Genomic DNA, 21,809 nt, shown 5'->3' with positions numbered 1-21,809 from the left:
CTTCGTCATTCCCCCGGATGAAAAGCCGTCCCCGCGCGAGGGTGAAGCCTGCCTGCGCCTTGGGACGACTGACATGACCACCATCCGCCTGACCAATTCCAAGACCCGCCGGAAGGAGGAGTTCGTTCCTCTCGATCCGGCCAATGTGCGGATGTATGTCTGCGGCCCCACCGTCTATGATAGGGCGCATCTGGGCAATGCCCGGCCGGTGGTGGTGTTCGACACGCTGTACCGGCTGCTCCGCCATGTCTACGGCGCCGATCATGTGACCTATGTCCGCAACTTCACCGACGTGGATGACAAGATCAACGCCGAGGCGCAGCGCAGGAAGGCGCTTGGCCGGCCGGAGACGCTGGAAGAGCTGATCCGCGAGCGGACCGAGGAAACCATCGCCTGGTATCATGCCGACATGGATGCGCTTGGCGCGCTGCGGCCCGGCCACGAACCGCGGGCGACCGAATTCATCGGCGCGATGATTGCCATGATCGAGGGGCTGATCGGGCAGGGGCACGCCTATGCGGTGGACGGGCATGTCCTGTTCCGTGTGCGGTCCTACAAGGAGTATGGCGCGCTGTCGGGGCGCAGCGTCGACGACATGATCGCCGGCGCGCGGGTCGAGGTCGCGCCCTACAAGGAAGACCCGATGGATTTCGTTCTGTGGAAGCCGTCGGATGCCGACCTGCCGGGATGGGACAGCCCCTGGGGCCGGGGCCGCCCCGGCTGGCACATCGAATGCTCGGCCATGTCCTATGAATTGCTGGGCGACAGTTTCGACATCCACGGCGGCGGTCTGGACCTGCAATTCCCCCACCATGAGAACGAGATTGCCCAAAGCTGCTGCGCCCATCCGCAGGGCCAGTTCGCCCGCTATTGGCTGCATAACGAGATGCTGCAGGTCGAGGGCAAGAAGATGTCCAAGTCGCTGGGCAATTTCTTCACCGTGCGCGATCTGCTGAACAAGGGGATTCCGGGCGAGGTGATCCGGTTTGTCCTGCTGAGCACGCATTATCGCAGCCCGATGGACTGGACGGCGGAGAAGGCGGCGCAGGCGGAGGCGACGCTGCGAAAGTTCTATCGCATAGCAGCGGACGCGATCGACAACGCCGAACCCTATATTGGCGTGATGAATGCCTTGGCGGATGACTTGAATACGGCACAGGCGATCTCTGAACTGCACCAATTGGCACATGCCGGGGACAGCCTGTCCTTGCGCGCCAGTCTTGGGCTGCTCGGGTTCCTTGATCAAGGCATCCCAGCTTGGGCGAAGGAGCCGGATGTGGATCTGTCGGGGCAGGCCACGCAGTTTGCCAGCCTTCGTGCTGAGGCCATGATCTCGAAGGACTTTTCGGCGGTCGATGCGATGAAAGCCGCGCTGATTGCCGCCGGCGTTGAGGTCCGCATGTCGAAGGCCGGTGTCGAACTGGTGCCCGGCCCCGGTTTTGACGCCGCAAAGCTTGAGGCCCTCAAGTGATCGCCGTGCACAGCCCCGGAGTTTTTGAAAACTCCTGGCAATTTTCTTCGAAGAAAATTGCAAATTCCTTCGAAGGAATTTGGAGTCTGACTGGGGCGCCTCTTAACAGAATCCTGAAACGCCCACACAACCCCACTTGCTTGCTTGCCCTGCAAAGCGCCCCGTCGCAGGGCGCCCGGCCCGGACCCATGCCATGACCCCCGAACGCCTTTACCTATTCGACACCACCCTGCGCGATGGCCAGCAGACGCAGGGCGTGCAGTTCTCGGCCGCCGAGAAAGCCCAGATCGCCCAGGCGCTTGACCGGCTTGGCGTTGATTACATCGAAGGGGGCTGGCCCGGCGCCAACCCGACCGACAGCGATTTCTTCGCCACGGCCCCGCAGACCCGCGCGCGGATGACCGCCTTCGGCATGACCAAGCGCGTGGGCCGGTCTGCGGCCAATGACGATGTGCTGGCCGCCGTGCTGAACGCCGGCACCGGCACGGTCTGTCTGGTGGGCAAGACCCATACCTTCCACGTCGCCACGGCCCTTGGCGTGACGCTGGACGAGAACCGCGAGGCCATTGCCGAAACCTTCCGCCACCTGCGCGCCCTGGGCCGCGAGGCGCTGTTCGATGCCGAGCATTTCTTCGATGGCTACAAGGCCGACCCGGCCTATGCCCTGTCCTGCCTGCGCGCTGCGCTGGACGAGGGCGCCCGCTGGGTGGTGCTGTGCGATACCAACGGCGGCACGCTGCCGGCGGATGTGGGCCGCATCGTGGCCGAGGTGATTGCCGCCGGCATCCCCGGCGACCGCCTTGGCATCCATTGCCATGACGATACCGGCAATGCGGTGGCCAATTCTCTGGCTGCCGTCAATGCGGGGTGCCGCCAGATCCAGGGCACGCTGAACGGCCTTGGCGAACGCTGCGGCAACGCGAACCTGACCAGCCTGATCCCGACGCTGCTTCTGAAGGAACCCTATGCCGGCCGCTTTCAGACCGGCGTCACGCCCGAGGCGCTGCAAGGGCTGCTCAAGACCAGCCGGATGCTGGACGACATCCTGAACCGGGTGCCGCTGCGCAGCGCGCCCTATATCGGCGCCAGCGCCTTTGCCCACAAGGCCGGGCTCCATGCCAGCGCCATCCTGAAAGACCCCACCACCTATGAACACATCGACCCGGCGACGGTGGGCAATGCCCGCGTCATTCCGATGTCGAACCAGGCCGGCCAGTCGAACCTGCGCGCCCGCCTTGCCAGCGCCGGCATCGAGGTTGATCCGAAAGATCCGCGTCTGGCCCGCATCCTTGAGGTGGTGAAGGAGCATGAGGATCAGGGTTATGCCTATGACGGGGCGCAGGCCAGTTTCGAACTGGTCGCCCGCCGCGAACTGGGCCTGTGCCCCGCCTTCTTTGAGGTCAAGCGCTACCGTGTCACGGTCGAGCGGCGGAAGAACAAGTATGACCGGATGATCTCGCTCTCCGAAGCGGTGGTGGTGGTCAAGATCGGTGGCCGCAAGGCGATGTCGGTCAGCGACAGCATGGACGGCACGGGGCAAGACCGGGGGCCTGTCAACGCGCTGGCCAAGGCGCTGGCCAAGGATCTGGGGCCCTATCAGGCCTGCATCGACGACATGAAACTGGTCGATTTCAAGGTGCGCATCACGCAAGGCGGGACCGAGGCGGTGACGCGGGTCATCATCGACAGCGAGGACGGGCAGGGGCGGCGCTGGTCCACGGTCGGCGTCAGCCCGAACATCGTGGATGCCAGCTTCGAGGCGCTGCTGGATGCGATCCAGTGGAAGCTGATCCGCGACATCGGCCAGCCGGTCGAGGCCGTGGCGCCATGAGCCTTGAGGCCTGCGCCCGGCTGGTGGAACGCGGCGATCCTGACCGCTTTCTGACCGTGCGCGCCGCGCCCCTGTGGGCGCGCGAACAGCTTTTGCCGCTTTACGCCTTCAATCTGGAGGTGGCGCGGGCGCCCTGGGTCACGCAGGAACCGCTGATCGCCGAGATGCGGCTGCAGTTCTGGCGCGACGTGGTGACCGAGGACAGCCCCCGTGCGCATGAGGTGGCCGGGCCCTTGCAGGCGCTGATCCGCGACGCGGGCCTGCCGGTTGCGGTGCTGGACCGGCTGGTTGCGGCGCGGCGCTGGGATGTCTGGCGCGAGCCGTTCGAGGATCGCGCGGCCTTTGACGGCTATATTCAGGAAACCGCCGGCGGGCTGATGTGGCTGGCCGCGCGCGCGCTGGGGGCGCCGGACGGGGCCGAGGCCGCCGTACGGGCCTATGGCTGGGCGGCGGGGCTGGCGAATTTCCTGCGCGCGGTGCCAGAGCTTGTGGCGCGGGGCCGGCATCCGCTGCCCGAAGGCGTTGAGGTGGCCGATCTGGCGCAAGCGGGGCTGGACCGGCTGGCGCAGGCGCGGGCGGCGCGGGCCACGGTTCCCCGCGGTCTGGCCCCGGCGCTGCTGGCGGGCTGGCAGGCGGGCGGCCTGCTGGCGCTGGCGGCGCGCGAGCCGGCGGCGGTGACGGAAGGGCGGTTGCATCTGCCCGAGTTCCGCCGGCGCGGCGGGCTGTTGTGGCAGGCCCTGTCGGGGCGCTGGTAACGGCCGTGATCAGCGGCTGCGGAATTCCTGCGGCCGCATCCAAAGCCAGATCAGCGCGGCCCCGGCGGCGATCAGGAAGGGCAACATGGCCATGTTGACCAGTTGCCAGCCCGCCTCGACCGAGCCGCCCGAACAGTTCATCAGCCCGCCGGACGAGAAGCTGGCCAGCGTCACGCCGCCAAACACGATCAGGTCGTTCAGGCCTTGCAGGCGACCGCGTTCCTCGGGGCGCTGCGCGCCGGCCAGCATCGTGGTGGCGCCGATGAAGCCGAAGTTCCAGCCAAGGCCCAGCAGGATGAGCGCGGCATAGAAATTCTCAAGCTGCACGCCCGACATCGCCACCGCGCCGGACCCGGCCAGGATCATCAGGCCAAGCGCGATGATCCGTTCCACCCCGAAGCGGGCAATCAGATGGCCGGTGAAGAAACTGGGCAGATACATCGCCAGCACATGCGCCTGCACGATATTCGCCGCATCGTCATTGTGATAGCCGCAGCCAACCACCGCCAGCGGGGACGAGGTCATGACCAGGTTCATCAGCGCATAGGAGACGGTGGCGCAGATCATCGCCACGGCGATGGCGGGGGTGCGGATCAGCTCGCCCCGGCTGCGGCCCAGCGGGGCGCCCTGCACGGGGACCGGTGGGCGCGGGATGCGCAGCAGGGCAAACAGGCCGACGCCGACCACGTTCAGCACCACAACCAGGACATAGGTGTAAAGGAACGAGACGACGTGCATGTCGTCGGTCAGCTTCACCAGTTCGGGGCCGAAGACAGCCGACAGAAGGCCGCCCGCCATGACCCAGCTAATCGCCTTGGGCCGGAACTCGGCCGAGGCGGTGTCGGCGGCGGCAAAGCGGAAAAACCCTTGCGCGCTCATGTAGATGCCGGTGAAAAGGGCGCCAAGGCAGAACAGCGGGAAGCTGGCGATATACAGCGCCCAGGCCCCCAGTGCCCCGCCGATGGCGCCGCCCGCCGCACCAAGCGCGAAGCCGGCCGCGCGGCCATGGCGCTGCATGAAGGCCGAGATCGGCGTGGCGGTCAGCATGGAGCCGATCACCGCCATCGAGATCGGCAGCGTGGCCCAGCAGGCATTCGGCGCCAGCGACTGGCCGGCAAGGCCCGCCACGGTGAAGATCATCGGCAGTTGCGCGCCCAGAATCGCCTGGGCGGCGACCAGAACGGCGACGTTGCGTTTGGCAATGCGGTCTGACATGGGCATCAGGCGTAGGGGGTTCGGGCAGGGCCTGCAAGGGGGGCATATGGTCGGACGGATCATCGAGGGGCCGCAGGACGTGGCCGAAGGCGCGGCCTGGCTGGCGGCGCGCGAGCCGCGCTTTGCCGCCGCGCTGGCCGAGGTGGGGCCGCTGCCGCTGCGCCGCCATGCCGGCGGCTTTGCCGCGCTGATGGATGCGATCATCGGGCAGCAGGTCTCGGTCGCTTCGGCGGCGGCGATCCGGGCGCGGATGGCGGCGGCGGGGTTTCTGGATGCGGCCACGGTGGCCGCGACGGATGAAGTGGCGCTGCGGGCGGCTGGCTTGAGCCGGCAGAAGGCGCGCTATGCGCTGGCGCTGGCGCAGGCCGGCATCGACTATGACGCGCTGGCGCAGATGCCCGACGAGACGGTGATCGCGACGCTGGTCGCGGTGCCGGGCATCGGGCGCTGGACGGCGGAGATCTATGCCAAGTTCGCCCTTGGCCGCGCCGATGTCTTCGCCGCGGGCGACCTTGCGCTGCAGGAAGGCGCACGGCTGCTGTTCGACCTGCCCGAACGGCCGGGCGAACGGGCCTTGCGGGCGCTGGCTGAGGACTGGCGGCCCTGGCGGGCGGTTGCGGCCCGCGTGCTGTGGGCCTACTACCGGGTGGCAAAGGGCCGCGAAGGAGTGGGCGGATGAGAGAGCTTGAGTTCGGCCGCAAGGGCGCGGCCGCCGGCACGGCGACATCGCTGGTGGTCTTCCTGCATGGCTATGGGGCCGACGGGGCCGATCTGCTGGGGCTGGCCGATGTGCTGGCGCCGCATCTGCCAGGCACGGCCTTCCTCGCCCCAGACGCGCCCGAACCCTGTTCGGGCAACCCGTTCGGCCGGCAGTGGTTCCCGATCCCGTGGCTGGACGGCAGCACCGAAGACGCGGCACGCGACGGGTTGCTGCGGGCTGCGCAAGACCTGAACGGCTTTCTTGACGCGCGTCTGGCCGAGGAGGGGCTGACCCCCGCCGCGCTGGCGCTGGTCGGGTTCAGCCAGGGGGCGATGATGTCGCTGCAGGTCGCGCCGCGGCGGGCAGAGGCCATCGCCGGGGTGGTGGCGATCTCGGGCCGGCTGCTGGCGCCCGAGCGTCTGGCGGCCGAGGCGGTGGTGAAGCCGCCCGTGCTGCTGGTGCATGGCGATGAAGACCCGGTGGTTCCCTTCGCCGACATGGGCCGGGCGGGCGACGCGCTGGTTGCGGCGGGCTTCCAGACATATGGGCATGTGATGAAGGGCACCGGCCACGGCATCGCGCCGGATGGGCTTGGCGTGGCCTTGCAGTTCCTGCGCGAACGGCTGCCGGGCTAGGGGGCGCTGCCCCCGTCCTCGCCCCCGGGGGCGAGGACTCCCCCGGGATATTTTCGGACAGATGAAAGCGGGCCGGGGTCGCGGGCCGGGTCAGGCCGAGGCTTGCAGCCAGGCGGCGCAGCCGGTGAGGGCGGCGTAGTCGTCTTCCACCACGGTGACCGAGAAGGCCTGCGTCAGCAGGTCAACCCGGCGCGGTTCGCGGAAGGTTTCGGTCAGGCCGAAACGGGCGAAATGCGGGGTCATGGCGCGGGCCATGCCGCCGATCAGGTAGATGCCGCCATAGGGCAGGTGGATCAGCGCCAGATCGGCCAGGGTCTGCGCCAGGATGCGGGTATAAAGCCGTGCGGCATGGGTGGCGACGGCTTCGCCCGCCGCCAGATCGGCCAGCACCTCGGCCGACTTGCGGCTGTCTGACCGGCCTGCCTCGGCTGCGGCAAAGGCGCAAAGGTTGCCAAGGCCGCGCCCGGCCAGCACTTCTTCCACGCCGCAATGGGCAATCTCGCCTTCGGCGGCCAGCCGCGCCTCGATGAAGCGCATCAGGCGCAAATCCTCATCGTTGCGGACGGGCATGTTCACATGGCCACATTCCGAGGCGGGAACCACCCGCTGCGCGCCGTGGCCATGCACGGGGGCGGCGTTCACCCCGGTGCCCAGCCCCACCACCAGCATCGAGCCGCCCTTGACCTGCGGCCCCTCGATCACCGGGCGCAGGTTTGCGGCGGCGATATGCCCAAGGGCATGTCCCTGCGCCTGAAGATCGTTCAGGATCGCCACCCGGCCCGCGCCGCTGGCCGCGCGCAGCTTGGGCGCATCCATCGTCCAGTCGAGGTTGGTCATGCTGGCAACGCCATCCTGCACCGGGCCGGCGGCGGCCACGCAAAGCCCGGTCACCTGCGCCCCGGTCTGGTCAAGATAGTCACGCAGGATCTGCGCGATGTCCTGACCGCGCGCCTTGTAATCGGCGTTCGGGAAGCGGCGGATCGTGTCCGGCAGCACCTGTGTCCCTTGCGCCAGTGCCACGCGGGTATTCGTGCCGCCGATGTCTGCCAGAAGCGCCAGTCCGTCCATCATCGCACCCTCCTAACCGTTGCGCGCCAGGGCCCGCGCCAGGGCGAGATACGAGGATTTCGGGGTCCGCTTCAAGCTGTCGAAATCGACATGGACCAGACCGAACCGCTTTTCATAGCCGAGCGACCATTCATAATTGTCCAGCATCGACCAGCAGAAATAGCCCTGCACATTGGCCCCCTGCGCAATGGCCCGCTGTACGGCGGCCAGATGCTGCGACAGGTAGTCGATGCGTTCGGGGTCATCGACCATGCCGTCCACGACCGGCACTTCCGCCGAGGCCATGCCGTTTTCGGTGATGTAGATCGGCAGGCCGCGGGAATATTCGGCCTGGGTGCGCAGCAGAAATTTCTCAAGCCCCTCGGGATAGATTTCCCATCCCATCTGGGTTTTCGGCAGCGGGCCGTCGATCTCGGCATATTGCGGCCAGGGGCCGGGGGCGGGGGCAAGGTTCTTGCGGGTGTAGTAGTTCAGGCCGCACCAGTCCACCGGGGTGCCGATCAGATCCATGTCGTCCTGCCAGCCGGGGGGCATGTGCGGTTCAAGCCCTTCCAGCGCCAGCGCGGGGTATTCCTTGCGGAAGATCGCGCCCAGGAACCAGCGGTTGTAGATCGCGTCATACCGGGCGGCGGCGGCTTCGGCTTCGGGGCTGTCATCCACCGGATCGGCCCATTCCAGGTTGCAGACCGCGCCAAGGTTGCGGTGGCCAAGGCCGCGCATCACCTCGATCGCGCGGCCATGGGCCAGCAGCACATGGTGCATGGCCCGGGCCGTGGCGCGGATGTCGCGCAGGCCGGGGGCGTGGATGCCCATGAAATGCGACAGCCAGCCGACGCACCAGGGTTCGTTGATCGGGGCGGCGGACCAGATGCGATCCCCGATGCGGCGCATCAGCACCTCGGTATAGTCGGCGAACCAGCCGGCGATGTCGCGGTTGCGCCAGCCGCCAAGGTCGGCCAGCGCCGAGGGCAGTTCCCAGTGATAGAGCGTCAGCGCCGGTTTCAACCCGCGCTCGACCATGCCGTCGACCAGCCGGTCATAGAAATCAAGGCCCTCAGGGTTAGGGGTGCCGCGCCCTTCGGGCAGCACGCGCGCCCAACTGGCCGAGAAGCGGTAGGCATCCAGATTGGCCCCGGCGATCAGGTCCAGATCCTGAGGCCAGCGGTGGTAATGGTCGCAGGCGCGCGCGCCGGTTTCGGCCCGGACCACATTGCCCGGCGTGTCGGCGAAATCGTCCCAATGGGTGCGGCCGGCGCCGCCGAAGGCATGACCTTCAATCTGATAGGCCGAGGTGGCGGTGCCGAAAAGAAAGCCTTCTGGGAACTGGGCACGGGCAGGCAGCATGGTCAGACCTTTACAGTGAAAGCGGGGCCTAGACTGCCAGGGGGGCAGGGCCGGTGGACTGGCCGATCACCAGATCGGCCTCAAGCAGGCGGGTTGGCGGCACCCCTTGCGGGTGGGCGATCAGGCCCAGCAGCATGTCGGCAGCGATCCGCCCCGCTTCGCGCACCGAGGACCGGGTGGCGGTGAAGATCGGCACATCCTCGCCGTTCTTCATGTAGGACAGATCGTCGTCATGGATGATGATGCTGATGTCGCGGCCCAGCTTCAGGCCGTGTTCCTCAAGCGCGCGGCGGATGCCCATGCCGGAAATCATCGACGAGGCCAGGAAAGCGGTCGGCGGCGTTGCGGAGGCCAGCATCCGTTTCGCGGCGCGGTAGCCGGAAACCTCGGTCATCTCGTTGCTGTCCATCAGCGCGGGATCAGGCGGCAGGCCGCGCGCCGTCAGCGCCTCGACATAGCCGCCGCGGCGGCGCATGGCGAAATCCATGAACTCCAGCCCGTTGACCAGCGCGATCCGGCGGTGACCAAGGTCCAGCAGGAAATCGGTGGCGCGGCGGAAGGCGCGGCGGTTGTTCACATCGACCCAAGGGTAGGGCAGCGTCACACCCGAGGCGCGGCCATGCACCACGAAGGGAAGCCCGATCTCATGCAGAAGGGCGATGCGGTGGTCTTCCATCCGGGGGCCATGCACGATGACGCCATCGACATTGCCCTTGGAGCGCAGCGCGCGATAGGCGGCATCCTCTTCGTCATCGGGCACCACGGACAGAACCATGTCATGGTCGTTGCGGGAATAGACCTCGCCCGCGCCGGCGATGAAATCGGCGAAGACGGGGTTCACGATCTCATGCCGGGTGGCCAGCGGAATGACGTGGCCGATGGCCATGGCGCGGCCCGTGGCCAGCCGGATGGCGCGGGCATTGGGGTGATAGTTGTGCCGCTTGGCAGCCGCCTTGACCCGCTGGCGGGTGACTTCGTTCACTTCGGGATAATCGTTGAGCGCACGCGACACCGTGGTGGGCGACAGGCCCAGCTTGGTGGCGAGTTCCTTCAGGTTCATGGCTGATGTGCGCCCAAAACGGTTTCAATCGGATGAACATTATCGCCCCGGTGGCAGGAGTCAAAGCCATTCGCTTACAGCCAATCCAGTTGATGCAGGTCATTGCTGCGGGTGCAAAAGCGCTTTGAATTTGACTCAGAAGGGCGGATCGGCAAGGGTTTCCCACCCAAAGCGGTTTGGTGTCGATTCTGCCGCTTCGGGTGATTGCCCCGCCGCTGCGCGGGGAAACCGGGAGGGTTGCGAATGATGACGAGGCTTTATGTCAGCGCCGCGGTGCTGGCTCTGGGTGCGCAGGGTGCGCTGGCCCAGGATCTGAAATTCCCCATCGGCGAAGGGGCCTTCAACTGGGACAGCTACAAGGCCTTTGACGAGGCAACCAATCTGGAAGGCCAGACGCTGACGATCTTCGGTCCCTGGCGCGGGGAAGATCAGGTTCTTGTCGAAGTCATGCTGGCCTATTTCACCGCCGCTTCGGGGGTGAAGGTCAACTATTCGTCGTCCGAGAATTACGAGCAGCAGATCGTCATCGACGCCCAGGCCGGCAGCCCGCCCGACATCGCGATCCTGCCGCAGCCCGGCCTGATCGCCGATCTGGTCAAGCGCGGCTTCGTCACCCCGCTGGGCGAGGACACGCAGAAATGGCTGGCCGAGAACTATGCCGCCGGGGATAGCTGGGTCGGCCTGGGCAGCTATGCCGGGCCGGACGGAACCAAGGCGCTTTACGCCTTCCCCTACAAGATCGACGTGAAATCGCTGGTCTGGTACAGCCCCGAGAATTTCGAGGATGCGGGCTATGAAGTGCCGCAGACCATGGAAGAGCTGAAGGCGCTGACCGAACAGATCGTGGCCGATGGCGGCACGCCCTGGTGCATTGGTCTGGGCAGCGGCGGGGCGACCGGCTGGCCGGCGACCGACTGGGTGGAAGACCTGATGCTGCGCACCCAGCCGGCCGATGTCTATGACCGCTGGACCACCAACGAGCTGGCCTTCAACAGCCCCGAAGTGGTGGGAGCCATCGAAGATTTCGGCTGGTTCGCCAAGAACGATGCCTTTGTCGCCGGAGGCGCCGCAGCGGTGGCCTCGACCGACTTCCGTGACAGCCCCAAGGGCCTGTTTAACTCACCGCCGCAGTGCTATCTGCACCATCAGGCCAGCTTCATTCCGTCGTTCTTCCCGGAAGGCACGGTCGTGGGGCAGGATGCCGACTTCTTCTACTTCCCGGCCTATGCCGGCAAGGATCTGGGCAAGCCGGTGCTGGGGGCGGGCACGCTGGCCTTCATCACCCAGGACACGCCGGCTGCCCGCGCCTTCATCGAATGGCTGAAGACCCCGATCGCGCATGAGGTCTGGATGGCGCAGAAAAGTTTCCTGACGCCGTTGAAGACCGTCAATGCCGATCTCTACGGCGACCCGACCATGAAGAAGATGGGCGACATCCTGCTGAACGCGACCACCTTCCGGTTTGACGGGTCTGACCTGATGCCGGGCTCCGTGGGGGCAGGCAGCTTCTGGACCGGCATGGTCGATTTCGTCGGCGGCAAGTCGGCGCAAGAGGTGGCCGACGCGATCCAGGCAAGCTGGCCCAAGTAAGCGGGCGCCAGACACCGGGGCGGGCCGTCGCGGCCCGTTCCCTTGCAAGACCGGGACAACCGGCACGCGGCCCGGACGCCGTCGAACTGTTTGCCAGTGTGGAGGGGACGCCAGATGAACCCGGCCTTTCAGGCCCTACTTGTCATCGCTGTCGGTGTCGGCGGCTGTGTGGGCTACTTCTATCTTTCAAACCTGTTTCTGGACAAGGTGCTGTTCCCGGCCCGCGGGCCGCAGGCAGGCCGCAACATCAACCGCGCCAATGCCGTAAGGCCCTGGCTGTTCCTGTTTCCGGCAATGGTGCTGCTGTGCCTTTACCTGGCCTATCCGGTGTTCGCGACCTTCTGGCTGTCGCTGCATGGCAAGGACGGCAGCTTTGTCGGGGCCGGCAATTACACCGCGATGTTCCAGGAGCCCAAGTTCGGGGAATCGCTGCGCAACAACATGCTGTGGCTGGTGGTGGTGCCGGCGGCGGCCACGGGCTTCGGCCTGCTGGCGGCGCAACTGACCGACCGCATCAAATGGGGCAATATCGCCAAGTCGCTGATCTTCATGCCGATGGCGATTTCCTTCGTCGGCGCCTCGGTGATCTTCAAGCTGGTCTATGACAGCCGCGATGCAGCGGTGGCGCAGATCGGCCTTCTGAACGCGCTGTGGCTGAAGTTCGAGGGCGGGATCTGGTCGGTGCTGTTCCTGCGCGTCCTGCCGGCGGTGCTGGTGGGCGGGCTGCTGCTGGCGGTGCTTTGGGGGGGCTGGCTGCTGCTGCGGCCCGTGCTGGACGCGCGGCGGCAGGAGAAAGCCCTCATCAAGGCCGGGCGCGTTCTGGGCGGGCTTGTCGCGCTTGTCATCGCCTTCGAACTGGGCGTCTGGCTGCTGGGCGTCTTCACCAACGTCCTTCCCTATGGTCGTCCGCAGGCCTGGCTACAGATTCCGTTCTGGAACAGCTTTTTCCTGATGGCGGTGCTGATCTGGATCCAGACCGGCTTTGCCATGGTGATCCTGTCGGCGGCGCTGCGTGGCGTGCCGGAAGACACGATCGAGGCCGCCATTCTGGACGGGGCCAACCCGTTCCAGATCTTCTTCAAGGTCAAGGTGCCGCAGATCATGGGCACCATCGTCGTGGTCTGGACCACCATCACCATCACCGTTCTCAAGGTCTTCGACATCGTGCTGGCCATGACCAACGGCCAGTGGGAGACGCAGGTGCTGGCCAATTACATGTATGACAAGCTGTTCCGTTCGCTGGACTGGGGCATGGGCTCGGCGGCGGCCATGGTGATCATGGCGCTGGTGACGCCGATCCTGATCTGGAACGTGTGGAACGCACGCAAGGAAATGCGGTAAAGGGGCGGGTCTGATGGACAATATTGCCGGCAAGAAACCCGCCCTTCTCTGGGCCGTTCACATCTCGGTCGTGGCGCTGGTGCTGCTTTGGGTGGTGCCCACCTTCGGGCTTCTGGTGTCTTCGTTCCGCACCGGCGACCAGATCGTCAGTTCGGGCTGGTGGCAGGCGCTGACCACGCAGGAAACCCAGCAGGCCGCCGTCCGCATCGCGGGGACCGAGGCCGAAAAGGACGGGGCCTTCGTGATCGAGGGCAACCTGTTCCCGGCCAAGGGCGTGGAGATCAGCCACTGGGGCACCTCATCGCGTGAGCCCGAGGCCTTTTCCCCGGGCGAAACCGCGCCGCTGAACGACGGCATGACGCTGACGGTGCAGGCGGACGGGGCGTTCGTGCTGACCTCGCCCGTTACCACCAAGGACATGCGGTTGCCGCGGGTGTTTTCCACCGCTTCAAGCCCGCCCGAGTTCACCACGCAGAACTATACCAACGTGATCTCGTCGCCGCTGGCGGGGCAGTCCATCGGGCAGGCGTTCATCAACACGCTGACGGTCTCGATCCCGGCCACCATCATTCCCATTCTGGTGGCCGCCTTTGCCGCCTATGCGCTGGCCTGGATGGAGTTTCCGGGCCGGGCGCTGCTGGTGGCCTTCGTGGTGGGGCTGCTGGTGGTGCCGCTGCAACTGGCGCTGATCCCGCTGTTGCAGTTCCACAACTGGATTGGCATCGGCAAGGGATACCTGGGCATCTGGATGGCCCATACCGGCTTTGGCCTGCCGCTGGCGATCTATCTGTTGCGCAACTACATGGTCGGCCTGCCGCGCGACATCATCGAGAATGCGAAGGTCGATGGCGCCACGGATTTCCAGATCTTCGTCAGGATCATCCTGCCGCTGTCCTTTCCGGCGCTGGCCAGCTTCGCCATCTTCCAGTTCCTCTGGACCTGGAACGACCTTCTGGTCGCGCTGGTCTTCCTGGGCACCGGCAATGGCGAGCAGGTGCTGACCGGCAACCTTGTGAACCTGATGGGGTCGCGCGGGGGAGACTGGGAAATTCTGTCGGCCTCGGCCTTCGTGTCCATCGCGGTGCCGCTTGTGGTGTTCTTCTCCATGCAGCGGTTCCTGGTGCGCGGGCTGCTGGCCGGTTCCGTCAAGTAAGAGAGAGAAATGACGTTGAAGAAAGACCCTGACTGGTGGCGCGGCGCGGTGATCTACCAGATCTATCCGCGCAGCTATCAGGATTCGAACGGCGACGGGATCGGTGACCTGAAGGGCATCATCCCCCGGCTTGACCACATCGCCCGGCTTGGCGCCGATGCGATCTGGATCAGCCCGTTCTTCACCAGCCCGATGAAGGACTTCGGCTATGATGTCAGCGATTATTGCGACGTTGATCCGATGTTCGGCACGCTGGCCGATTTCGACGCGCTGGTCGCCCGTGCGCATGAGCTGAACATCCGGGTGATGATCGACCTGGTGCTGTCGCATACCAGCGACCAGCACCCCTGGTTCAAGGAAAGCCGCCAGTCGCGCGACAACGCCAAGGCCGACTGGTATGTCTGGGCCGAGCCGAAGCCGGACGGAACGCCGCCGACCAACTGGCTGTCCATCTTCGGGGGCAGCGCCTGGCAATGGGATGCCCGGCGCGAGCAGTATTATCTGCACAACTTCCTGACCAGCCAGCCCGACCTGAACTTCCACACCCCCAAGGTTCAGCAGGCCTTGCTGGACGCCACCCGGTTCTGGCTGGAGCGGGGCGTGGACGGGTTCCGGCTGGATACGATCAATTTCTACTTCCACGACCAGAACTTGCGCGACAATCCTCCGCTTCCGCCGCAAGAGCGCAACGACCGCACGGCGCCCAAGGTGAACCCCTACAATCACCAGATGCACCTGTTTGACAAAAGCCGGCCGGAAAACCTTGAATTCCTGCGGAAATTCCGCGCCACGCTTGCGCCCTACGGGGCCGCTGCCGTGGGTGAGGTCGGGGATTCCGAACGCGGCCTGCAGATCATGGCCCAATACACCTCGGGCGGTGACAAGGTGCAGATGTGCTATCCGTTCGAGCTGCTTCAGCCGGCCCGGGTCACGGCGGGCGATCTGAAATCGACCTTCGACCAGTTGGCCGCCGAGGCGCCCGATGCCTGGCCCTGCTGGAGCTATTCCAATCATGACGTGGTGCGCCACATCACCCGCTGGGGCCTGACCGACACCGCCGCCCGCAGCTATATCGTGCTGCTCGCCAGCCTGCGCGGCTCGATCTGCCTCTATCAGGGCGAGGAACTGGGCCTGCCCGAGGCCGAGGTGGGGTTCGACGATCTGCAAGACCCTTACGGCATCGAATTCTGGCCTGAATTCAAGGGCCGCGACGGGTGCCGCACGCCGATGGTCTGGGTGTCGGACAATGGCAACGGCGGCTTTTCGACGGCCGAGAAGGGCTGGCTGCCGGTCGATCCCCGGCATCTGACGCGCGCGGTTGCCGTGCAAGAGGGCGACGCGCAGTCGATGCTGGCCTATTACCGCAGCGTGCTGGCCTTCCGCCGGGCGCATCCGGTGCTGCGCGACGGCGATATGGGGCCGATCACCACCAAGGGCGACGTGGCGCAGTTCCTGCGCCGGGGCCAAGAGACGCTGTTCTGCGCCTTCAATCTGGGGGAAGGCGCCGCAATCGTCCGCTTGCCCGAAGGAACATGGCAGACGGTGGGGGCCGAACTTGGGGCGGTGCCGGTGGAGACGGGGGAAATCCACCTTCCGGGCTGGGGCTTCGTCCTGGCGCGGCAAGTGTGAAAGGGAGGGGTACGAATGGCCGATCTGGTTCTGAAGGACGTCGAGAAAGCCTATGGCGAGGTCAAGGTGTTGAAAGACATCAACCTTGACATCAAGACAGGCGAGCTGATCGTTTTCGTCGGCCCTTCAGGCTGCGGGAAATCCACGCTGTTGCGGATGATTGCCGGGCTGGAACGGATCACCGGCGGCGATTTCAGCATCGACGGCGTGCGGATGAACGATGTGCCCCCGGCACAGCGCGGCATCGCCATGGTGTTCCAGAGCTATGCCCTTTACCCCCACATGACCGTGCGCGAGAACATGAGCTTTGCCCTGCGCATCGCCAAGAAATCGCAGGCCGAAATCGACCAGGCGGTCGACAAGGCCGCGCGCATCCTGCAACTGACACCCTATCTGGACCGTCTGCCCAAGGCGCTGTCGGGCGGGCAGCGCCAGCGGGTCGCCATCGGCCGCAGCATCGTGCGCGACCCCAAGGTCTATCTCTTCGACGAGCCGCTTTCCAACCTGGACGCCGCCCTGCGGGTGGCGACCCGGCTTGAGATCGCCCAGTTGAAAGAGGCGATGCCGAATTCCACCATGGTCTATGTGACGCATGACCAGGTTGAGGCGATGACGCTGGCCAGCCGCATCGTGGTGCTGGCGGGGGGCGGAATAGCCCAGGTCGGCACCCCGCTGGAACTGTATGAACGGCCGCAGAACGAGTTTGTCGCGCAGTTCATCGGCAGCCCGGCCATGAACCTGACCCCGGGCGAGGTGATCGAGACCGGGGCGCAGACCACGGTCCGGCTGGCCAATGGCGGCATTGCCGTTTCTGCCGTGCCGACCCAGGCCGCCGACAAGGGCATGGCGGTGAACGTGGGCGTGCGGCCCGAGGATCTGGTCGAAACCAAAGGCGATCGCCTGTTCGAGGCCGAGGTCGAGTTCACCGAAGCCCTGGGCGAGGTGACGCTGCTGCATCTGAAACGCACGGGCGACCAGCCGCAGGTCGTGGCCAAGCTGCCGGGCATCCGGTCGGAACTGCGGCGCACGCAGGTGCGGCTGACCGCCGATCCGAAGAAGGTGCATCTTTTCGCGAGCGGCAAGTCGCTGCTGTACCGCTGAGGCGAGTTATCCTGGCAATCCCACAAGGCTGACCAGGCCGAACCACAGCCCGCACAGCACCGCGCCCGACACCAGCCCGACCCAAAGGGTCAGCAAGGGCCGGGTCGGGAAAGGCGGGCGGGGTCTGGCCATGCCGCATGAAAGCATGGACAGGTTTCCGCGGCGCTAACATCGCAACGCTGTGGCTTGCCCGACAGGTTTACGCGGCGGCCCGCCGCAGACGGATGCCAGTGCTGGATAATCCCGCGAATTCCTGCGAAACCTCGGGCCATGCCACCGAAGGAGTGTTCTTGAATGGTCCGCGATCCCGCAGGCTTCAAGCCAAGGATGTATCCGCCGCCCGAGTTTCCACCGCGCAAGGTGCCTGCCTTTGCCAATACGCCGCCCGCGATCTTTCCGGTCCTGCTGGGGTTGCTGGGGCTGGTGCTGGCGCTGCGGGTCGGGCTGGCGCATCTGGGGCTGCCGCCGGGGATCGGGGATCTGGCGGCCGGTCTGGTGGTGCCGCTTTGGGCCGTGGGCGTGGTGGCCTATGGCGCCAAGCTGGCCCGGCGGCCGGGCGTCATCTTCGATGATCTCAAGGTGATGCCGTCGCGGGCAGGCCTGTCGGCGGCGACCATGGGCGGCATGGCGGCGGCGGCGCTGATCGCGCCCTATGCCCCGCGCCTTGCGCTGGCGCTGCTGGTCGTGGCGCTGGCGCTGCACGCGGTGCTGGCGCTGCTGGTCGCGCGCGTTCTGTCGGGGTTGCCGCCCGAGGGGCGTGAGGTCAACCCGACCTGGCACCTGACCTTTGTCGGTTTCATCGTCGGTGGCGTGGCGGCGGCCTTGCTGGATCAGCCCGGCATGGCGCGCGGGCTGCTTTGGGCCACCGTGCCGGTGGCGGCGGTGATCTGGGGGCTGAGCGTGATGCAGGCGCTGAAGCGGGTGCCGCCCGCCGCGCTGCGTCCCTTGCTGGTCATTCACCTTGCGCCGGCCAGCCTGTTCACCTCGGTTGCCCTGCTGACCGGCCACATGACGCTGGCGGTGATCTTCGCCGTCATTGGCATCGGCATCTTCCTTGTGCTGGCTGCGTCGTTCCGCTGGATCACGGAAACCGGCTTCTCGCCGCTCTGGGGGGCGATGACCTTTCCGCTGGCGGCTTTCTCCGCCGCGCTGCTTCGGCTGGGCGGGGTCTGGGCCTGGGCCGGGCTTGCCCTGCTGGGGCTGGGGCTGGTGGCGATTCCGCTGATCGCCTGGAATGTGCTGAAGCTGTGGCCCGGTGGCCGGCTGGCGGCCAGGACAAACGCGGCCGAGGCCTGAGCCGGCGTCAGCCGCCGATCAGCCCGACCCAGGCGCGCGCGATGGCCAGCCCGTGATCGTCCGCGGCCCGGCCACGGGTTTCGGCCAGCGCCGGGTGTGCCGCGTGCCAGCCCGGGTGCTGGCCTTCGACCAGATCGGGAAATTCGCGGGTCCAGTCGGCCACCACGGCGCGGCTGGCTTCGAAATGGAACTGCATCCCATAGGTGGCGCGGCCGATGCGGAAGCACTGGTTCGGCGCGGCGGCAGAGCCTGCCAGATGCACCGCGCCCGCCGGCAGGCTGAACGTGTCGGAATGCCACTGGAAGATCGGAAAGCTGCGGGGCAGGGCGCCCAGCACCGGGTCTGAAAGGCCGGTTTCGGTCAGGGCCACGTCGCACCAGCCGAATTCGGGGGCGGCGCCCAGAATGTTCTGCGCGCCCATGGCCCGGGCCAGAACCTGACTGCCAAGGCAGATGCCCAGCACCGGGCGATCCGATGCCGTAAAGGCCGCCATCAGCCGCGCCAATGCGGGCAGATAGGGGTGAGTGTGGTCATCCAGCGCGGATTGTTCGCCGCCGAACACCACCAGCGCATCGGCATCGAGGCCTTCGGGCAGGGGCTGGCCCGACCACGGTTTGTAAAGGTCGATCTTCGCCGCCTGTTCATGCAGCGCCACCCCGACCTGACCGTGATGGGTGATCCTGGTATTTTCGACAATGGCAACGCGCATCCGGCTTTTCCTTTGGCAGCCCGGCACAATCTGCATGGGGCGGCCCGGCTTTCAAGCGCAAGATGCGGGTTTTCGCTTGCGCCCGCGTCAAGCCCGTGAAACAGGGAACCGCCAAACGAATATCCCCAAGGAGACCCCGATGGAGATTCGAGAGGCCCTCGCTTTCGATGATGTTCTGCTGGTTCCGGCCGCCTCTTCCGTGCTGCCGGCGGATGCCGATACATCGACCTTTGTCACCAGATCCATCCGAATGAACATCCCGCTGCTGTCCAGCGCGATGGACACCGTGACCGAGGGGCGCATGGCAATTGCCATGGCCCAGGCCGGCGGTATCGGGGTGATCCACCGCAATCTGGACACCGAAACCCAGGCGCGCGAGGTGCGGCGGGTCAAGCGGTTCGAATCTGGCGTGGTCTATGCGCCGATCACGCTGCGCCCCGATCAGACGCTGGCCGATGCCAAGGAACTGATGGAGCGCTACAACATCACCGGCTTCCCGGTGGTGGATGCCGAGGGCCGGGTTCTGGGCATCGTCACCAACCGCGACATGCGCTTTGCCAGCGATGACCGGACGCCGGTCAGCGTGATGATGACCAGCGAAAACCTTGCCCTGCTGCGCGAACCCGTGGACCGGACGCAGGCGATCAGCCTGATGAAGGCGCGGCGGATCGAGAAGCTGCTGGTGACCGATGGCGCGGGCAAGCTGACCGGGCTGCTGACGCTGAAGGACACCGAGAAATCCGTTCTCAACCCCCATGCCTGCAAGGACGAGATGGGCCGCCTGCGCGTCGCCGCCGCCTCGACAGTGGGCGATGCGGGCTATGACCGCAGCCAGGCGCTGATCGAGGCCGGGGTGGACATGGTGGTGATCGACACCGCGCATGGCCATTCGGAAGGCGTGGCGCGGGCGGTGGAGCGGATCAAGAAGCTGTCGAACACCGTGCAGGTGGTGGCCGGCAACGTCGCCACCGGCGAGGCGACCCGTGCGCTGATCGGCGCCGGGGCGGATGCGGTCAAGGTCGGCATCGGGCCGGGCTCGATCTGCACCACCCGGATCGTGGCGGGCGTGGGTGTGCCGCAACTGACCGCGATCATGGATGCTTCGCGGGCTGCGGGGGATATTCCGGTCATCGCGGATGGCGGCATCAAGTATTCCGGCGATTTCGCCAAGGCCATTGCCGCCGGGGCCTCTTGCGCCATGGTCGGCAGCGCGATTGCCGGCACCGATGAATCGCCCGGCGAGGTGATCCTGTGGCAGGGCCGCAGCTTCAAGGCCTATCGTGGCATGGGGTCCATCGGGGCCATGGCGCGGGGCAGCGCGGACCGTTACTTCCAGAAGGAAGCCAGCAGCGACAAGCTGGTGCCCGAAGGGATCGAGGGGCAGGTGCCCTACAAGGGCAGCGTGACGGCGGTGCTGCACCAGATGGTCGGCGGCCTGCGCGCCGCCATGGGCTATACCGGCTGCCGCAGCATCGCCGAGATGCGGTCGAACTGCCAGTTCGTGCGGATCACCGGGGCCGGGCTGAAGGAAAGCCATGTCCATGACGTGCAGATCACCCGCGAAAGCCCGAACTACCGCGTCGGCTGAGAGCAGGCCGCGCCAGGGGCCGGTTCGCCTGAGAAATCTGGCGGATGCGGGCATCAGAAGGGCAATGAGGATGGGCGGAATGACCCTTGCAACCGGCACCCGCCGGGCCGGGCGGCGCTGATGCAGCCGGCGGCCCGCGCGGCTGCGGCCATGGCGGTGCTTGACCGGGTTCTGGCCGGCGAGCCTGCCGAAAAGGCGCTGACCGCCTGGGGGCGGGGGGCCCGCTATGCCGGGTCGGGCGACCGCAACGCGGTGCGCGATCTGGTGTTCGAGGCGCTGCGCTGCCGCCGGTCCTTTGCCGCGCTTGGCGGCGGGCTGACGGGACGCGGCCTGATTCTGGGCGCGATGCGTTCCATGGGTCAGGACATGCAGCAATGGTATGGCGAAGGTGCATACGCGTCCGCACCCCCCGCCGCCGATGAGGCGGGCCGGGTGCCCGAGGGCGATGAGGCGCTGGATGTGCCCGACTGGCTGGCGCCTGCGCTGCGGCGCGCGCTTGGCGACGACTACGCCCCGGTGATGCAGGCGATGCGTCAACGCGCGCCGGTGGTGCTGCGGGTCAACGCGGGCCGCAGCACGCGCGACGCTGCCCGGTCGCGCCTGCTGGCCGAAGGCATTGCCACCCGTCCGCATCCGCTGGCCGCCTTCGCGCTGGAGGTGACGGAGGGCGCGCGCAAGGTGCAGTCCTCGCCGGCCTATTCCGAAGGGGTGGTCGAATTGCAGGACGCCTCGTCCCAGGCGGTTGTCGAGGCGCTGCCGCTGGTCGACGGGATGCGCGTGCTGGACCATTGCGCCGGTGGCGGCGGCAAGACCCTGGCCATGGCGGCGCGGGCGCGGCTGCGGCTTTGGGCGCATGACGCCGCCCCCCGCCGCATGGCAGACCTGCCGCCGCGCGCGGCACGCGCCGGCGTTGCTGTCACGCTGACCGAGCGGCCCGGAGCGACCGCGCCCTATGATCTGGTGCTGGCCGATGCGCCCTGTTCCGGCAGCGGAAGCTGGCGCCGCGACCCCGAGGGAAAATGGGCGCTGACGCCGGAGCGTCTGGTGGAGCTGGTGGCCTTGCAGGGGCAGATTCTGGACCGCTGCGCCGCGATGGTGGCCCCCGCCGGCACGCTTGCCTATGCAACCTGTTCCTTCCTATGCGACGAGAACGAGGATCAGGTCACGGCCTTCCTTGCCCGCAATGCCGGCTGGACCTGCACCGGGCAGCACCGTTTTTCACCGTTGCAGGGCGGTGACGGTTTCTTTCTGGCGCTGCTGACGCGGGCCTGAACCTCAAATTACAACTTGAGGTTGCATTTCGGCTGCGGTTAAGTCGCGGTT

At 66.7% G+C, this 21,809-nt stretch carries 18 protein-coding genes; 13 read left to right on the top strand and 5 right to left on the bottom strand.

The genetic code is table 11. The annotated features are described in order from the left end of the window. Positions 1–73 precede the first annotated feature (73 nt). The 3 genes from cysS to B6K69_RS02460 all read left to right on the top strand — a co-directional run bounded on the left by cysS (position 74) and on the right by B6K69_RS02460 (position 4,057). Positions 74–1,471 (top strand): cysteine--tRNA ligase, encoded by a 1,398-nt coding sequence (gene cysS, locus B6K69_RS02470; RefSeq protein ID WP_108642650.1) that lies wholly within the window; start codon positions 74–76, stop codon positions 1,469–1,471. Positions 1,472–1,664: 193 nt separating this feature from the next. Next, a complete protein-coding gene (gene cimA / locus B6K69_RS02465; protein ID WP_108642649.1) occupies positions 1,665–3,302 on the top strand; it encodes a citramalate synthase in 1,638 nt (545 codons plus the stop codon). Then, positions 3,299–4,057, top strand: a complete 759-nt coding sequence (locus B6K69_RS02460; protein WP_108642648.1) for a phytoene/squalene synthase family protein — start codon at positions 3,299–3,301, stop codon at positions 4,055–4,057. The genes cimA and B6K69_RS02460 overlap by 4 nt, the downstream gene beginning before the upstream one ends. A gap of 9 nt (positions 4,058–4,066) precedes the next feature. Here the strand turns inward: B6K69_RS02460 and B6K69_RS02455 are convergent, their stop codons facing one another. Continuing rightward, on the bottom strand, positions 4,067–5,278 hold the full coding sequence (locus B6K69_RS02455) for an MFS transporter (protein ID WP_164681862.1): 1,212 nt from the start codon (positions 5,276–5,278) through the stop codon (positions 4,067–4,069). A 40-nt stretch (positions 5,279–5,318) separates the two neighbouring features. Here B6K69_RS02455 and B6K69_RS02450 point away from each other — a divergent pair, with 40 nt between their 5' ends. Together B6K69_RS02450 and B6K69_RS02445 are read left to right on the top strand one after the other, a co-directional pair. Next, complete coding sequence (locus B6K69_RS02450; RefSeq protein ID WP_108642647.1) at positions 5,319–5,951, top strand: DNA-3-methyladenine glycosylase family protein; 633 nt, start codon at positions 5,319–5,321, stop codon at positions 5,949–5,951. After that, complete coding sequence (locus tag B6K69_RS02445) at positions 5,948–6,607, top strand: alpha/beta hydrolase (protein ID WP_108642646.1); 660 nt, start codon at positions 5,948–5,950, stop codon at positions 6,605–6,607. Before B6K69_RS02450 ends, B6K69_RS02445 begins: the two co-directional genes overlap by 4 nt. A gap of 90 nt (positions 6,608–6,697) precedes the next feature. Here B6K69_RS02445 and B6K69_RS02440 read toward each other — a convergent pair whose 3' ends face one another. The 3 genes from B6K69_RS02440 to B6K69_RS02430 are packed head-to-tail and all read right to left on the bottom strand — an operon-like array spanning position 6,698 to position 10,079. Next, positions 6,698–7,678, bottom strand: a complete 981-nt coding sequence (locus tag B6K69_RS02440) for a glucokinase (protein ID WP_418260217.1) — start codon at positions 7,676–7,678, stop codon at positions 6,698–6,700. Positions 7,679–7,687: 9 nt separating this feature from the next. Further along, positions 7,688–9,019: a GH1 family beta-glucosidase gene (locus tag B6K69_RS02435; protein ID WP_108642645.1), complete on the bottom strand. Its 1,332-nt coding sequence runs from the start codon at positions 9,017–9,019 to the stop codon at positions 7,688–7,690. A gap of 28 nt (positions 9,020–9,047) precedes the next feature. Then, positions 9,048–10,079, bottom strand: coding sequence for a LacI family DNA-binding transcriptional regulator (locus B6K69_RS02430; protein ID WP_108642644.1), 1,032 nt, complete (start codon positions 10,077–10,079; stop codon positions 9,048–9,050). A gap of 243 nt (positions 10,080–10,322) precedes the next feature. Between B6K69_RS02430 and B6K69_RS02425 the strand changes: the two genes are divergently transcribed. The 6 genes from B6K69_RS02425 to B6K69_RS02400 all read left to right on the top strand — a co-directional run bounded on the left by B6K69_RS02425 (position 10,323) and on the right by B6K69_RS02400 (position 18,189). Then, a complete protein-coding gene (locus B6K69_RS02425; RefSeq protein WP_108642643.1) occupies positions 10,323–11,669 on the top strand; it encodes an ABC transporter substrate-binding protein in 1,347 nt (448 codons plus the stop codon). Between the two features lie 114 nt (positions 11,670–11,783). After that, positions 11,784–13,010, top strand: a complete 1,227-nt coding sequence (locus B6K69_RS02420; protein ID WP_108642642.1) for a carbohydrate ABC transporter permease — start codon at positions 11,784–11,786, stop codon at positions 13,008–13,010. Between the two features lie 13 nt (positions 13,011–13,023). Next, the gene (locus B6K69_RS02415) at positions 13,024–14,163 is read left to right on the top strand and encodes a carbohydrate ABC transporter permease (protein WP_108642641.1); all 1,140 of its coding nucleotides are present in this window, start codon (positions 13,024–13,026) and stop codon (positions 14,161–14,163) included. A 9-nt stretch (positions 14,164–14,172) separates the two neighbouring features. Then, positions 14,173–15,792 (top strand): alpha-amylase family glycosyl hydrolase, encoded by a 1,620-nt coding sequence (locus B6K69_RS02410; protein ID WP_108642640.1) that lies wholly within the window; start codon positions 14,173–14,175, stop codon positions 15,790–15,792. 15 nt (positions 15,793–15,807) lie between these two features. Then, on the top strand, positions 15,808–16,893 hold the full coding sequence (locus B6K69_RS02405) for an ABC transporter ATP-binding protein (RefSeq protein ID WP_108642639.1): 1,086 nt from the start codon (positions 15,808–15,810) through the stop codon (positions 16,891–16,893). 294 nt (positions 16,894–17,187) lie between these two features. Next, on the top strand, positions 17,188–18,189 hold the full coding sequence (locus B6K69_RS02400) for an SLAC1 family transporter (protein WP_108642638.1): 1,002 nt from the start codon (positions 17,188–17,190) through the stop codon (positions 18,187–18,189). A 7-nt stretch (positions 18,190–18,196) separates the two neighbouring features. Here the strand turns inward: B6K69_RS02400 and B6K69_RS02395 are convergent, their stop codons facing one another. Continuing rightward, positions 18,197–18,898 (bottom strand): type 1 glutamine amidotransferase, encoded by a 702-nt coding sequence (locus B6K69_RS02395; protein WP_108644741.1) that lies wholly within the window; start codon positions 18,896–18,898, stop codon positions 18,197–18,199. Positions 18,899–19,037: 139 nt separating this feature from the next. Here B6K69_RS02395 and guaB point away from each other — a divergent pair, with 139 nt between their 5' ends. Then, positions 19,038–20,486, top strand: a complete 1,449-nt coding sequence (guaB, locus tag B6K69_RS02390; protein WP_108642637.1) for an IMP dehydrogenase — start codon at positions 19,038–19,040, stop codon at positions 20,484–20,486. A 120-nt stretch (positions 20,487–20,606) separates the two neighbouring features. Then, on the top strand, positions 20,607–21,758 hold the full coding sequence (locus B6K69_RS02385; RefSeq protein ID WP_108642636.1) for an RsmB/NOP family class I SAM-dependent RNA methyltransferase: 1,152 nt from the start codon (positions 20,607–20,609) through the stop codon (positions 21,756–21,758). Positions 21,759–21,809: the final 51 nt, after the last annotated feature.

It is taken from the genome of Pseudogemmobacter blasticus (assembly GCF_003071405.1).
Taxonomy (GTDB): Bacteria; Pseudomonadota; Alphaproteobacteria; order Rhodobacterales; family Rhodobacteraceae; genus Pseudogemmobacter; species Pseudogemmobacter blasticus.
This window is presented reverse-complemented; position numbering and strand designations above follow the sequence as displayed.

Excerpts from the sequence above, each read along its gene's own strand:
- B6K69_RS02445 (WP_108642646.1), top strand. The coding sequence starts at position 5,948 with ATGAGAGAGCTTGAGTTCGGCCGCAAGGGCGCGGCCGCCGGCACGGCG.
- B6K69_RS02450 (WP_108642647.1), top strand. The coding sequence starts at position 5,319 with ATGGTCGGACGGATCATCGAGGGGCCGCAGGACGTGGCCGAAGGCGCG.
- B6K69_RS02405 (WP_108642639.1), top strand. The coding sequence starts at position 15,808 with ATGGCCGATCTGGTTCTGAAGGACGTCGAGAAAGCCTATGGCGAGGTC.
- B6K69_RS02425 (WP_108642643.1), top strand. The coding sequence starts at position 10,323 with ATGATGACGAGGCTTTATGTCAGCGCCGCGGTGCTGGCTCTGGGTGCG.
- B6K69_RS02420 (WP_108642642.1), top strand. The coding sequence starts at position 11,784 with ATGAACCCGGCCTTTCAGGCCCTACTTGTCATCGCTGTCGGTGTCGGC.
- B6K69_RS02400 (WP_108642638.1), top strand. The coding sequence starts at position 17,188 with ATGGTCCGCGATCCCGCAGGCTTCAAGCCAAGGATGTATCCGCCGCCC.
- B6K69_RS02430 (WP_108642644.1), bottom strand. The coding sequence starts at position 10,079 with ATGAACCTGAAGGAACTCGCCACCAAGCTGGGCCTGTCGCCCACCACG.
- B6K69_RS02460 (WP_108642648.1), top strand. The coding sequence starts at position 3,299 with ATGAGCCTTGAGGCCTGCGCCCGGCTGGTGGAACGCGGCGATCCTGAC.
- B6K69_RS02410 (WP_108642640.1), top strand. The coding sequence starts at position 14,173 with ATGACGTTGAAGAAAGACCCTGACTGGTGGCGCGGCGCGGTGATCTAC.
- B6K69_RS02435 (WP_108642645.1), bottom strand. The coding sequence starts at position 9,019 with ATGCTGCCTGCCCGTGCCCAGTTCCCAGAAGGCTTTCTTTTCGGCACC.
- B6K69_RS02455 (WP_164681862.1), bottom strand. The coding sequence starts at position 5,278 with ATGCCCATGTCAGACCGCATTGCCAAACGCAACGTCGCCGTTCTGGTC.
- B6K69_RS02395 (WP_108644741.1), bottom strand. The coding sequence starts at position 18,898 with ATGCGCGTTGCCATTGTCGAAAATACCAGGATCACCCATCACGGTCAG.
- B6K69_RS02385 (WP_108642636.1), top strand. The coding sequence starts at position 20,607 with ATGCAGCCGGCGGCCCGCGCGGCTGCGGCCATGGCGGTGCTTGACCGG.
- B6K69_RS02415 (WP_108642641.1), top strand. The coding sequence starts at position 13,024 with ATGGACAATATTGCCGGCAAGAAACCCGCCCTTCTCTGGGCCGTTCAC.
- B6K69_RS02440 (WP_418260217.1), bottom strand. The coding sequence starts at position 7,678 with ATGATGGACGGACTGGCGCTTCTGGCAGACATCGGCGGCACGAATACC.
- cysS (WP_108642650.1), top strand. The coding sequence starts at position 74 with ATGACCACCATCCGCCTGACCAATTCCAAGACCCGCCGGAAGGAGGAG.
- guaB (WP_108642637.1), top strand. The coding sequence starts at position 19,038 with ATGGAGATTCGAGAGGCCCTCGCTTTCGATGATGTTCTGCTGGTTCCG.
- cimA (WP_108642649.1), top strand. The coding sequence starts at position 1,665 with ATGACCCCCGAACGCCTTTACCTATTCGACACCACCCTGCGCGATGGC.